Raw genomic sequence first — 13771 nt, 5'->3', positions numbered from 1 at the left:
TTATTAAAAAGGAAACTCAATGAAAAAAATTTCTTTAGTCGCAGCAGCTTTGATTGCAGGTGTAGCTTTAAATGCAAATGCAGCTACAATAGCCACTGTTAATGGTAAGAGTATTAGTGACACAGAAGTAAGTGAATTTTTTGCTCCTATGCTCAGAGGGCAAGAATTTAAAACTTTACCAGATAATCAAAAAAAAGCTCTTATTCAACAATATATTATGCAGGATTTAATTTTACAAGATGCTAAGAAACAGAATTTAGAGAAAGACCCTTTATATACAAAAGAACTTGATCGTGCAAAAGATGCAATACTTGTTAATGTTTATCAGGAAAAAATTTTAAATACTATTAAAATTGATGCTGCTAAAGTAAAAGCATTTTATGAACAAAATAAAGATAAATATGTAAAACCTGCAAGAGTGCAAGCAAAGCATATTTTAGTAGCTACAGAAAAAGAGGCTAAAGATATTATTAATGAACTTAAAGGTTTAAAAGGTAAAGAGCTAGATGCTAAATTTAGTGAACTTGCTAAAGAAAAATCAATCGATCCAGGTTCAAAAGATCAAGGTGGTGAGCTTGGTTGGTTTGATCAATCAACTATGGTAAAGCCTTTTACAGATGCTGCTTTTGCACTTAAAAATGGTACCATTACGACTACTCCAGTAAAAACAAATTTTGGTTATCATGTAATTTTAAAAGAAAATTCTCAAGCTAAAGGCCAAATTAAATTTGATGAAGTGAAACAAGGTATTGAAAATGGACTTAAATTTGAAGAATTTAAAAAAGTGATTAATCAAAAAGGGCAAGAACTTTTAAATAGTGCTAAAGTGGAATATAAATAATGGGTGTTTTAGACATTGTAAAAGCAGGGGTGATTAGCGGTAGTGAACTTAATAAAGTTTATGATTATGCTAAAGCAGAAAATTTTGCTATCCCAGCTGTTAATGTTGTAGGAACTAATTCTATTAATGCAGTTTTAGAGGTTGCAAAAAAAGTTAATTCTCCTGTTATTATTCAGTTTTCTAATGGTGGGGCAAAATTTTATGCAGGAAAAAATTGTCCTAATGGAGAAGTTTTAGGTGCAATTAGTGGAGCTAAGCATGTGCATTTGCTTGCTAAAGCTTATGGCGTACCTGTAATTTTGCATACTGATCATGCTGCAAGAAAGCTTTTACCTTGGGTTGATGGGCTTATTGAGGCAAATGCTGAATATAAAAAAAATCATGGGCAAGCTTTATTTAGTTCTCATATGCTTGATCTTAGTGAAGAAAATTTAGAAGAAAATCTTAATACTTGTGAGGTTTATCTTCAAAAACTTGATATTTTAGGTGTGGCACTTGAAATAGAACTAGGCTGTACAGGGGGTGAAGAAGATGGGGTAGATAATACAGGTATTGATAATTCCAAGCTTTACACTCAGCCTGAAGATGTAGCTTTAGCTTATGAAAGACTTGGAAAAATCAGTGATAAATTTTCAATTGCAGCAAGTTTTGGAAATGTACATGGGGTTTATAAACCAGGAAATGTTAGTTTGCAACCTGAAATTTTAAAAAATTCACAAAAATTTGTTAAAAATAAGTTTAATTTAAACAATGATAAGCCTATAAATTTTGTATTTCATGGCGGTAGTGGTAGTGAATTAAAAGATATTAAAGATGCGGTGAGTTATGGTGTAATTAAGATGAATATTGACACGGATACTCAATGGGCTTTTTGGAATGGAGTGCGTGAATATGAACTTAAAAATAGGGCTTATTTGCAAGGACAAATTGGAAATCCAGAGGGCGATGATAAGCCAAATAAAAAATACTATGATCCGCGTGTTTGGTTAAGAGGTGGTGAAGAGAGCATGATAAAGCGTCTTGAAATTGCTTTTGAAAATTTAAATTGTATTAATAAAAACTAAGTCTTTAAAGGCTTAGTTTGATTTTGTTTTAAAAATTTTTATTAAGCTAAGTAGTGATTTTTAAAATAAATTTTTAATGGGGTATTGGTTTTATGGATATCAAGTCAGATGAAATTTCAGAACTTGTTTTACCTGAAGGTAAAGATGTAAGAGGTTCTTTCGTTTATTTAAAAATTATTTTTATTCCAGCTTTTCTTTATATTTTAATTTTATTGGGTTATTTTAATGTAATTGATTTTAAAGTTGAATTGCATACAGTTGTTATGACAGGTGTAGTTTTTTTTACAGCATTGATTTTTGCTAGACATAGTGCCGAGTATGCTTATAGTATTTTTGAACAGCAAAAAGATGAATTTAAGCAAGTCTTAAAAAGACATATTATGAGACATTTTCTTGTCATAGGTAAAGATACAAAATCAAATGCAAATTTTGATGACTTTGCTTATGCATATATTAAAGGTGCGAGAAATGAGAATTTTGCTAGCATAGGTTCAGCAATTTTTCCAATGATGGGAATTTTGGGAACTTTTATAAGTATAGCTTTTTCAATGCCAAATTTTAATTCTAGTGATACAGCTGCTTTAGAACAAGAAATTGCAGATTTATTAAGTGGAGTAGGCACTGCTTTTTATGTTTCAATTTATGGAATTTTTCTTGCGTTATGGTGGATGTTTTTTGAAAAATATGGCAAAAGCAAAATCGAACGTTTATTAAATCGTCAAAAAAATGCTACAAGTGGGTTTTTTTGGACGAAAGAAGAGCTTGATCAAAGATATTTAAGCGAGAGTTTACAACACTTTGAAAAAATTGGAGCGATTTTTAAACAAGTTAGTAATAATGATTTTTTTACAGAACTTGATCATGCTATTGATAGAAAATTTGGTATTTTTCAAGATATGTTAAATGTAGAAGAAAAAGCTATTAGATTAAGTAGCGAGTATATCAAACAAACTATGGGTGAGCTTAGTAAAGCACAAAGAGATCAACGCGATCTTGGAAAACTTTATAGTGAAATGTTAAATGGTATAGGTTTGTTAAATCAAAATTTAAAAGAAATCAACACAAGAATGTCAGAGCAATATAATCGCTTACTTGATATTAGCAGTGATAAAATTCATCATCTTGATAAGACTTTAAATGCATTTGATGAAAAAATAGATCGTTTTGGTAAAAATTTTGAACTTTATGAGAAAGCAATGTTAGAAAATCAAGAAAAGATTTTTGAAGGATTTAAAACAAGTTTATTTGAAGGTATGCATAAATTTAAAGAAGTGTACGAAGAAGAAAAAAGCATTGATGCTAAAATTAAAATGATGGATGAGCTTAAAAAGGAAATGAAAGCACTTGATGAAGAAACAAGTCAAATGATAAACAAGCTTTCTGGAGATGAGAATCAGAACAAAGAAAATGAAACTAATCAAATTTCAGAATTTAAAACTGAAAACGAAAGTCAAGTAGAAATATTTGAGCAAGAAAGTAATAATGACTTAAAAAATGAAAATAAAGAAAACAAATGAAAAATGAGTCAAAAGAAGATAGTAATTTTTGGATAGCTTATGCTGATTTAATGGCAGGATTGCTATTTGTTTTTATTTTGTTAATAGGTGCTATTGTTGTAAAATATGTTTTAACTCAAAGTGATTTAAAAGAGATTAAAGATAATCTTAATAAACAAGAAGCACGTTTAGAAGAAAGTAAAGAAGAACTTAGAAATAAAGAAGCCATAGTGTTTAAACTAAGTTCTGATTTAAATAATGCTTCCAATGCTTTAAATCTTGTCAATTCTCAAAAAGCAGAATTAGAGGCTAATATTACAAGTTATAAACAGTTAAGCAAGGATTTAAACTCAACTTTAGATAGCAAAGATAAACAAATTTTAATTTTACTTGGACAATTAGAAAAAAAAGATGAGGAGTTTAAAAATTTGCAAGAAGACTTTCAAAAAGCTAGAGAAAAAGTACAAAATCTTAGCTTAATTCGTGAAAATTTAAGCAAAGAATTACAAAGTAAGCTTGATAATAATATTACTATAGATGAAAAGACAGGTTCTATTTCTTTGCCAGCTGAAGTACTTTTTGATAAAGATTCTTATGTTTTAAAAAATGAAGCAAAGGCAAGTTTAAGGAAAATTTTAAGTGAATATTTTGATGCTATTCTTGAAGATCCAAAAATTCTTGCTAATATTGAAAATATTATTATCGAAGGGCATACCGATAGTGATGGATCTTATATTTATAATTTAGATTTATCACAAAAAAGAGCATATGAGGTGATGAATTTTATCTATACTTTTTATAAAAATGATAAACTTCAAAAGCTTTTAATGGCAAGCGGGCGTTCTTTTTCAGATCCTGTGTTTATCAATGGGATTGAAGATAAAGACAAGAGTCGTCGTATAGAGATAAAATTTAGCATTAAAAATGACAATGCTTTAAAAGATATAGAAAAATTCTTTGAATTTCATTAAAACAATCAGCCCTATACAAAAGATAAATTTTAATGGGTTTGAATTTTATGTTAAAAGAGATGATTTATTAGGAGAGATTAATGGAAATAAAGCTAGAAAACTTGCATTTTATTTTCATCAAGAATATCCTAAAAATCAATGTTTTATAAGTTATGGTGGAACTCAAAGTAATGCTTTAGCAGCATTAAGTATTTTTGCTAAACAAAGATCTTATAAGCTTATTTTTGCTTGTGAAAAAATTTCTGCTTTTCTTAAAAATAATCCTTGTGGAAATTATGCCTTAGCTTTAAAAAATGGTGTAAAGTTTGTAGAAAATGTTCATTCTTTATCTTTGAAACAATTCGCTTTATCTTTATGTAAAAAAGATGATATTTTTATAGATCAAGGTATAGCGAATTTAAAAGCCCAATATGGTTATATAGAACTTGCTCAAGAAATTCAAGTGCAAAGTCAAAGTTTAAAGCTTGATTTTGATATTTTTTTACCTTCAGGCACAGGTACTTCAGCAGCATTTTTGGCAAGGTATTCTAAATTTAAAGTTTTTACTTGTGCTTGTGTAGGTGATATTCAATATCTTAAAAAACAAATTTTAACATTGGTTCCAAATTATGATTTTTCTAATTTAGAATTTTTGACAAGCGATAAAAAATATCATTTTGCTAAACCCTATAAAGAATTTTACGAGCTTTATATGGATTTTAAGATAAAGTGTAATATAGAATTTGATTTACTTTATGATATTTTAGGGTTAAGCATGGTATTAAAAAAAGAATGGAAAAAACCTTTGCTTTATATACATCAAGGTGGAATTTTAGGAAATTCCACTATGTTAGAGAGATATAAATTTAAAAAATTAGTTTAAAATTCCATAGATAAAAATGATTAAAATAATCAAAGGTACTATATATTTTACATAATAAAACCAAATTCCAAACCATGAACTTTTAAGTGTATTGTTATTGCTAAGTTCTTTTAGACTTTCTTGTTTGCCTAAAATCCAACCTACATAAATACAGCAAAAAAATGCAGTTAAAACAAACAAAATATTTCCACTAATGAAATCAAAACTATCAAAAATATTTTTTTCTTTGATGATAACAATATCACGCCAAGGCCCATAAGTTAGAATACAAGGAAGATTGCCAAGTATGAAGATAAACCCTAGAGTTAGGTTAATAGAAAGATTTTTAGAATATTTAAATTTTTCTTCTAATACGCTAATAATAACTTGATAAATTGGCAAGCTTGTGGTTAAAGCTGCAATCAAAAGTAAGACAAAAAATAAAATACACACAATGGTGCCAAAATGGATATGAGAAAATGCTATAGGCAAAGTTTCAAAAACCAAAGAAGGTCCGCTATCTGGAGCAAGTCCTGCTGAGAAAAGTGCTGGAAAAATCATAAAACCAGCCAAAACAGCTATGATAGTATTTAAAACTCCTGTATAAATAGCGGTTTTTGCCATATTTTCATTTTTATTAAGATGAGATGAAAGTGTTATCATTACCCCAAAACCTAGGGATAAAGCAAAAAAGACTTGCCCTAAAACATCGATTAAAAGCTTTGGTGATAAAATTTTACTAAAATCAGGTTCAAGATAAAATTTAACTCCAGCTATAGCTCCATCAAGGGTTAAATTGCGTCCAACAACAATAATAAGACAGATAAATAATAAAGGCATTAAAAATTTTACGGATTTCTCTATGCCATCTATAATGCCTCTTTTTAAAATAATATAATTAATAATTACAAAAACAGTGGTAAAAATACCAATCCCCAAAGGATTGAAGGCTATTTTGTCGTTAAAAAACTGATGAGTAAATTCTTTGCTTACTACATTGCCAAGGCTAAAATTCCCTAGGGTTAATTCCCAAATATAAACTAAAACCCATCCTCCAAGTACCATATAGTAAGCCATTATGCCAAAGCTTCCTAAAAGTCCCATATATCCAATACTTTGCCATTTTTGTTTAAAAGCATCTACGCTATTTGTCATCGCTTTTCTGCCTATGACATTTTCAACTAAAATAACAGGAATGCCTATGATAATCATGGCTATACAAAAAACTAATACATAAGCACCGCCACCATTTTCTCCTACAAGATAGGGAAAACGCCAAGTTGCTCCAAATCCTATGGTTGCTCCAGCAACTGTTAGAATATAAGTTAGTGTGCTACTCCATGTTTGTCTTTGCATGATTATCCTTTCGAAAAAGAACTATTTTACCTAAAAATAACTTTAAAAAATTATAACTTATCCATATAACTCATATCATAAGTATTTTTTAAACGTTTATATATGGTTTCATGCCAATTTTGAGATATGAGAGTGTTTAATTTTTCTAATTTATCAAGTAATTTTGGATTTTGCTTAAAAATTTGATTTGGGGAATAAAAAAGTTGATTAAGCTCAAATATACTAAGTGAAATAGAATTTTTTTCTAGAATTTTAATATTTTCAGATTTTTGTATTCGTCCAATTTGTAAAACTCTATAGTACCATCCACTCAAGCCAGTCTTAAAAATCTCATGTGTAAAATTTGGATTATTGTGAATTTTTGAAATTTTTACACAAGGTTTTCTAGGTTCGCTTACTTGTAAAATAGCATTTGAAAATTGATGTATATCACCTATGCAAACATTTTGTTCATTAAGCCCATTGATACTTAAATTTTCACCCATTGAGCCAAAATTTAGCTTTTTATTAAGAAATCTTTCCCATATAGGATAGTTTTGACAAGAGTTGGCAAAAATAGCTTTATGGTAGCCTCCATGATGAATTTTATCAGCTATCTGATCATCTAAAATACCTAGAAAATCAATTTGTGTTTTTTCTAGGTAAATATCTTTAATAAATGCGCTTTGGAAATTTTTATAGTTTTTAATTTTTCCTATTTGTAAGCTTTGAATTATCATGGTTGTAATTTTTTTAATAAATCATTAGCACTGATAAAACCTGTAATTTTCAATTTTTCTTTTCCATTTTCAAAGAAAATTAAAACGGGTGGGCCAAATACATTAAATTCTTTCATGATTTTGATTTGCTCATTGTTATTTTCACTTACATCAACTTTAATAAGTTTATAATTTTGCATTTTTTGTATAATTCTTTTATCGCTAAATGTCAGCTCATCTAAAAGTTTGCAATTTTCGCACCAAGATGCGGTAAAATCAAGCATTAAAGGTTTTGTACTTTTTTGTATTTCTCGTTTTAATTGTTCAAGATCATTAATATAATCATAATTTAAAGTAGAATTAGTTTGAGATATAGAGCTAAAATTTAAAAGATTTAGAAAATTTTTAGCTCCAAAAAGTCCTCCTAAAAAAATACTTAGAGAATAGGTTAAAACAAGAATTAAAATACTTTTTTTTACTTTAGAAATTATTGTAAAGCTTTTTTCAAAAATTCCCATAAAGACACTAAAAAATACACCTAAAATTCCATAAGCAATTAAAATATAATTATCTTGGATAATTCTAGAAAGTATCCAAATAGCCATAGCTAGCATAACAAAACCAAAGAAAATTTTTATTTTTTCCATCCAAAAACCAGGCTTAATAAAACTTAATCCTAAGCCTATAAAAAGTAAAGGTACACCCATGCCAAAGCTCATAATAAAAAGTGCACTACCGCCTAATAAAGCATTGCCTGTATTGGCTATATAAATTAAAGCACCTGCTAAAGGAGCTGCTACACAAGGACCTATTATTAAAGCAGATAAAAATCCCATGATAGCTATACCTATAAGCCCTTTGCTTTTTTGGCTTTTTTTATGTATGAAGGTTTGAAATTTTAATGGTAATTCAAAACGAAAAGCTCCAAACATAGCAAAAGCAAAAGCTGTAAAAATTAAAGCAAAAAGAATCAAAATAATAGGTTTTTGTAAAATTCCTTGAACACTTGCCCCTAAAAAACTTGCTATAACTCCAGCAATAGCATAAGCTAAAGACATAAAAAAAACATAGATAAAAGAGAGAAAAAAATTGTATTTTTTTGAAAATTTAATATCACTTTTTGCTATGATAAGAGAAGATAAAATTGGAATCATAGGTAAAATGCAAGGTGTTAGAGAAAGTAAAAGTCCATAGCCAAAAAAACTTAGCAAAATCCAAAAAAAATTATCTGTTTTTAAAAAATTAGCTATAGAATTTTCTTCGGATTCAACTTTGATTTTTTTATTTATTTTTTGAGATTTATAAGGTTTAGAAATTTCAAAAGTATCTTTTTTAGAAATAAGATCAAAATACCAAGTTTGTGGATTATAACACAAACCCTGTTCAGAGCAGCCTTGAAATTCAAGTTTAATTAAATTTTTATTATTTTTTATAAAGCGTTCTAGTAATAAATTCGGCAATGCTAAATTTAATTTTTGATAATAAACATTTTCATCACCCCTTATAGAGCTTTGAGGTAGATTAATTAATGAGCTTACATCGTTTTCATTTATATATAATTTAAGCTTATTAGAATAAAGATAAATATCTTTTCCAAGTTCAATATCAATCGAGATAGAATCACTATAAGAATTTGATTTTACATTAAAAGCTTCATTTAAGGGTAATACAGAAGCAAAACATAAATAAAAGTTTAATAAAATAATACTAACAATACGCATAAATTTCCCAAAAAGTTGTTTCCCTTTTTTTGTTCTTTGGTTTTAATTATAATTTATTATAGTAAATTTGCTTTAAATATTTTACAGGATAAAAATGTAAAAAATAATTTTTAAAGATATAAATAATTGTAAAAATAAAATTTTGTATTTTTTATCATTATAGAATATGAAAAATTATAAATTGAACTTAAAAAATAATAAAATTGATATTAAGGTAATGATAGCTTTAGAATTTTAAATTTGAAAAGTGAAAAATTCACAAAAAATTCACAAAAAACGAATAGAATTTAATCTTTGATTTTTCCTTAGGATTTGTTATTTATGAAAAAGAAGATGATTTTATTTATTTTAATTGTGATATTTGGAAGTATTGGGGTTTATTTTATTTTTTTTAATAATGATGAAAAAATTAGCTATTTAACTCAAAAAATACAAAAAAAAGATATATTTCAAACTATAGAAGCTGTAGGAAAAGTGTATGCTAAAGATCAAGTAGATGTAGGTGCTCAAGTTAGCGGACAAATTATAAAGCTTTATGTGGATGTAGGTGATTATGTAAAACAAGGTGATTTGATTGCTCAAATTGATAAAGATAAACAACAAAATGATTTAGATATTACAAAAGCACAGCTTGAGAGTGCTAAAGCTAACTTAGAGAGTAAAAAAGTTGCTCTTGATATTGCTAGCAAACAATATCAAAGAGAGCAAAAGCTTTATGCAGCTAAAGCAAGTTCGCTTGAAAATTTAGAAACTCAAAAAAATAATTATTATACTTTAAAAGCTAATGTTGCAGAACTTAATGCTCAAGTAGTTCAGCTTGAGATTACGCTTAAAAATGCACAAAAGGATTTAGGCTATACGACTATTGTCGCACCTATGGATGGCGTTGTGATTAATGTAGCAGTAGATGAAGGACAAACGGTTAATGCTAATCAAAATACGCCTACTATAGTTCGCATAGCTAATTTAGATGAGATGGAAATAAGAATGGAAATAGCAGAAGCTGATGTAAGCAAGATAAAAGTAGGAACGGAGCTTGATTTTTCTTTACTTAATGATCCTCAAAAAACTTATCATGCTACTATTGCAAGTATAGATCCTGCTGATACTGAAGTGAGTGATTCTAGCACAAGTTCAAGTTCTTCAAGTTCAAGTTCTTCAAGTTCAAGTTCATCAAATGCTATTTATTATTATGCAAAATTTTATGTACCTAATAAAGATGATTTTTTGCGTATTGGCATGAGTATACAAAATGAAATTGTTGTAGCTAGTGCAAAAGCTGTCTTAGCTGTGCCAACTTATGCTATTAAAAGTGATTCAAGAGGTTATTATGTTGAAATTTTAGACAATCAAAAAGCAGTTAAAAAGTATGTTAAGCTTGGTATTAAAGATTCTATTAATACTCAAATTTTAGAAGGTGTGAGTGAAAATGAAGAACTAATTGTAAGCTCAAGTGCTGACGCTTTAGCTCCTAAAATGAAGTTGAGATTTTGATGATTTTTCTTAAAAATATTTGCAAAAAGATAGGCGAAAATACCATTTTAAAAAATGTAAGTTTAAGTATTGAAAAAGGTGAATTTGTCGCTATCATAGGACAAAGTGGGAGTGGTAAAACTTCACTTTTAAATATCATAGGAACACTAGATATGCCAAGTAGTGGGACTTATGTTTTTAATGAGTATGAGGTGACAAGGCTTAATCATGATGAAAAAGCAAGACTAAGGCGTGAAAAAATAGGTTTTATATTTCAAAGATATAACCTTTTAAATTTGTTTAGTGCCAAGGAAAATGTTTCTTTACCTGCGGTTTATGCAGGAAAAAATATACAAGAAAGAAATCAAAACGCTAAAAAGCTTTTAGGTGATTTAGAATTAGCTCATAAATTAGATTCTAAGCCTAATGAATTAAGTGGAGGACAACAACAACGCGTTTCTATAGCAAGAGCTTTGATAAATGGTGGTGAACTTATTTTGGCTGATGAGCCAACAGGAGCTTTAGATAGTAAAAGTGGTATTATGGTGCTTGAAATTTTGCAAAAACTTAATGCACAAGGTCATACTATAATTTTAGTAACTCATGATCCAAAAATAGCAGCACAAGCTAAAAGGGTTATAGAGATTAAAGATGGAGAAATTTTAAGCGATACTAAAAAGGAAAAAATACAAGAAGAAAAAAGTATTTTAAAGGCAATGCCTAAAGAAAAGAAAACGCTTGCTTTACTTAAAAATCAAGCCTTTGAGTGTTTTAAGATAGCTTATTCTTCTATACTTGCACATAAACTTCGTTCTATTTTGACTATGTTAGGAATCATCATAGGCATTGCTTCTGTAGTTTGTGTGGTGGCTTTAGGACTTGGTTCTCAAGCTAAAGTGCTCCAGTCTATTGCAAGACTTGGAACAAATACTATTGAAATTCGTCCTGGAAAGGGTTTTGGAGATTTGCGTTCAGGTAAGACAAGGCTTAATTTTAGTGATTTAGAGACATTAAGATCTTTAGAATATTTAGAAGCCGTCGATGCTCACTCAAATACTTCTGGAGTAGCAACTTATACTAATATTTCTTTAAGTGCAAGGGCTGAAGGAGTGGGAGTAAATAATTTTGCTATAGAAGGTTTAAACATAGATGCAGGAAGAATTTTAAACAATGATGATGTTAAAAATAGTGCCAATGTTGCTGTATTGGATTTTAATGCTAAGAAAAATCTTTTTCCTGATGAAAAAAGTGAAAATATATTGGGTCGTGTGGTGCTTTTTAATTCTCAACCTTTTAAGATAATAGGGGTTTTGCAAAAAGATACAGATAAACCTATAGAAGACAATGTAGTGCGTCTTTATATACCTTATACAACGCTTATGAATAAACTTACAGGGGATAGAAAATTGCGTGAAATTATTGTTAAGGTAAAAGATGATGTGAGCTCTACTTTAGCTGAAAATGCTATTATAAGAATTTTAGAAATTAAGCGTGGTCAAAAAGATTTTTTTACTTTTAATTCTGATACTTTTAAACAAGCCATTACAGCAAACAAGCGTACTACAACTATACTTACTGCTTGTGTGGCTGTGATTGCTTTGATTGTTGGAGGCATAGGAGTAATGAATATCATGCTTGTTTCTGTAAGTGAAAGAACAAGAGAGATAGGTATTCGCATGGCTATAGGGGCTAGAAGAGAGGATATTATGATGCAGTTTTTGATCGAAGCAGTTATGATTTGTACTATAGGAGCAATTCTAGGTGTGATTTTGTCGATTTTTGTTATTTTCGCTTTTAATACTTTAAGCACAGATTTTCCTATGGTTTTAAATATTTATTCTGTACTTTTAGGGCTTTTGAGTTCTATATTTATTGGAGTAATTTTTGGTTTTTTTCCTGCAAGAAATGCAGCAAATTTAAATCCTATTAGTGCTTTATCAAAGGAATAAAATGAAATTAATACTTGGTATTTTTTTAGCCTTTTTTTTAAATGCTTGTGGTGTAAAACTTAGCTTACCTAAGGAAGTTGATTTAAAGCAAGAAGAAATTAAAGATTTAAATATTACTTATGATTGGTATAAATTTTATGATAATGCAAAATTAAATGAGTTTTTAAATTTTGTTTTATTGAATAATAGTGATATTAATATTGCTAGAAACGCTTTGCTTTCAGCTTTGGCCAGAGCTGATTTAATTGATTATGATTTCTATCCAAGTTTAAATGCAAATTTAGGTTTTAGTGGGGATAAAAATTTAAATTCAGGTATACAAAGTAAAAGTTTTAATAATACTTTAAATTTAAGTTATGAGCTTGATATTTATGGAAAGTTAAGAGATAGTTCAAGCGCGAGTGAATTTAGTGCAAAAGCAAGTGCTTATGATCTTGAAAATTTAAAAATAAGCATGATTAATACTGCTTTAAATGATATTTTTGAATTAGCTTATTTTAATGATGTAGATAAATTACTTCAAGATTATCTTATAAATTTAAAGCAAATGAAAGAGCTTTATAGTTATAAGTATAAACTTGGAAAAATAGAAGAATTAGATCTTTTAAATATAGATCAAAACTTATTAAGAGCTAAGCAAAATTTATTAAGCAATGATCAAAATCGTAATTTACTTATAAAAAATTTACAAGATTTATTAGGAAAGCAAGAAGGTTTTGCTTATATAGAGTATTTTAAAACCTTATCTTTGAATGATTTTAAAATTTTAAATCCTAATTTTAACATACCTTTAAAAGCCCTTGTGTATCGTGCTGATGTAAGATCTAAATTTAATAGTCTCAAATCAGCCTTTAAAGATTATTCTTCAATGCAAAAATCTATTTTACCTAGTATTTCTTTGGGTGGAGCATTAAGCGGAAATGATAAAAATTTTGATGATAGTTTTAAGTTTGAAATTTTAAGTGGCAATGTTAAGATTTCTTTACCTTTTTTAGACTATGGTAGGGTAAAACAAAATATTAAAATTTCACAATTTACTTATGAACAACTTTTAATTTCTTATGAGCAAGCTTTACAAAGTGCGATGAATGAATTTGTATTAAATTACAAAGATTATCAAAGTAATACTTTGCTTTTGCAAAATTTGCAAAATATCAATGCTAAACAAAAGCTTATTACTAAGGCGTATTATGAAAAATACATTTTAGGAAAAAGTGAATTAAAAGATTATTTAGATGCAAATAATACTTTAAATTCAACTCAGCAAGAATTTTTAAAAGCTAGGTTTAATCTTTTAAAAACAATCAATATCTACTATCAAATCACAACCTTAAGTTTGAATGACGAAAATTAAACCACTT

Annotated in this window: 11 protein-coding genes; 8 read left to right on the top strand and 3 right to left on the bottom strand. The window is 28.2% G+C overall.

The window, feature by feature from the left end; translation table 11 throughout:
- Window positions 1-19 precede the first annotated feature (19 nt).
- The 5 genes from peb4 (at window position 20) to ACOTU8_RS03155 (ending at window position 5234) form a co-directional block, all read left to right on the top strand.
- Window positions 20-841, top strand: a complete 822-nt coding sequence (gene peb4 / locus ACOTU8_RS03175) for a peptidylprolyl isomerase PEB4 (protein ID WP_422341767.1) — start codon at window positions 20-22, stop codon at window positions 839-841.
- Window positions 841-1905 carry a class II fructose-bisphosphate aldolase gene (gene fbaA, locus ACOTU8_RS03170; RefSeq protein WP_422341766.1) on the top strand — a complete coding sequence of 355 codons (1065 nt, stop codon included), beginning with the start codon at window positions 841-843 and terminating at the stop codon, window positions 1903-1905. Before peb4 ends, fbaA begins: the two co-directional genes overlap by 1 nt.
- A gap of 92 nt (window positions 1906-1997) precedes the next feature.
- Window positions 1998-3422 carry a MotA/TolQ/ExbB proton channel family protein gene (locus ACOTU8_RS03165; RefSeq protein ID WP_422341765.1) on the top strand — a complete coding sequence of 475 codons (1425 nt, stop codon included), beginning with the start codon at window positions 1998-2000 and terminating at the stop codon, window positions 3420-3422.
- Window positions 3419-4372, top strand: coding sequence for an OmpA family protein (locus tag ACOTU8_RS03160; protein ID WP_422341764.1), 954 nt, complete (start codon window positions 3419-3421; stop codon window positions 4370-4372). Before ACOTU8_RS03165 ends, ACOTU8_RS03160 begins: the two co-directional genes overlap by 4 nt.
- Window positions 4359-5234, top strand: coding sequence for a 1-aminocyclopropane-1-carboxylate deaminase/D-cysteine desulfhydrase (locus ACOTU8_RS03155; protein WP_422341763.1), 876 nt, complete (start codon window positions 4359-4361; stop codon window positions 5232-5234). Before ACOTU8_RS03160 ends, ACOTU8_RS03155 begins: the two co-directional genes overlap by 14 nt.
- Here ACOTU8_RS03155 and ACOTU8_RS03150 read toward each other — a convergent pair.
- From ACOTU8_RS03150 to dsbD, 3 genes are read right to left on the bottom strand one after another with little or no spacing between them, the layout of a single operon-like run.
- Window positions 5226-6569, bottom strand: a complete 1344-nt coding sequence (locus ACOTU8_RS03150; RefSeq protein WP_422341762.1) for a sodium-dependent transporter — start codon at window positions 6567-6569, stop codon at window positions 5226-5228. The genes ACOTU8_RS03155 and ACOTU8_RS03150 overlap by 9 nt on opposite strands.
- A 50-nt stretch (window positions 6570-6619) precedes the next feature.
- The gene (locus ACOTU8_RS03145) at window positions 6620-7288 is read right to left on the bottom strand and encodes an MOSC domain-containing protein (protein ID WP_422341761.1); all 669 of its coding nucleotides are present in this window, start codon (window positions 7286-7288) and stop codon (window positions 6620-6622) included.
- Window positions 7285-8988: a protein-disulfide reductase DsbD gene (gene dsbD, locus ACOTU8_RS03140; protein WP_422341760.1), complete on the bottom strand. Its 1704-nt coding sequence runs from the start codon at window positions 8986-8988 to the stop codon at window positions 7285-7287. Before dsbD ends, ACOTU8_RS03145 begins: the two co-directional genes overlap by 4 nt.
- A 321-nt stretch (window positions 8989-9309) precedes the next feature.
- Here dsbD and ACOTU8_RS03135 point away from each other — a divergent pair, with 321 nt between their 5' ends.
- Genes ACOTU8_RS03135 through ACOTU8_RS03125 form a run of 3 tightly spaced genes read left to right on the top strand, consistent with a single transcriptional unit; the run spans window position 9310 to window position 13764 of the window.
- Window positions 9310-10482, top strand: a complete 1173-nt coding sequence (locus tag ACOTU8_RS03135) for an efflux RND transporter periplasmic adaptor subunit (protein ID WP_422341759.1) — start codon at window positions 9310-9312, stop codon at window positions 10480-10482.
- On the top strand, window positions 10482-12410 hold the full coding sequence (locus ACOTU8_RS03130) for an ABC transporter permease (RefSeq protein WP_422341809.1): 1929 nt from the start codon (window positions 10482-10484) through the stop codon (window positions 12408-12410). Before ACOTU8_RS03135 ends, ACOTU8_RS03130 begins: the two co-directional genes overlap by 1 nt.
- Before the next feature lies 1 nt (window position 12411).
- Window positions 12412-13764, top strand: a complete 1353-nt coding sequence (locus tag ACOTU8_RS03125) for a TolC family protein (RefSeq protein WP_422341758.1) — start codon at window positions 12412-12414, stop codon at window positions 13762-13764.
- Window positions 13765-13771 lie beyond the last annotated feature (7 nt).

It is taken from the genome of Campylobacter jejuni (assembly GCF_049221745.1).
Lineage (GTDB): Bacteria > Campylobacterota > Campylobacteria > Campylobacterales > Campylobacteraceae > Campylobacter_D > Campylobacter_D jejuni_E.
Note: the sequence above shows the minus strand (reverse complement) of the source record. Positions and strands in the feature narration are given on the sequence as shown.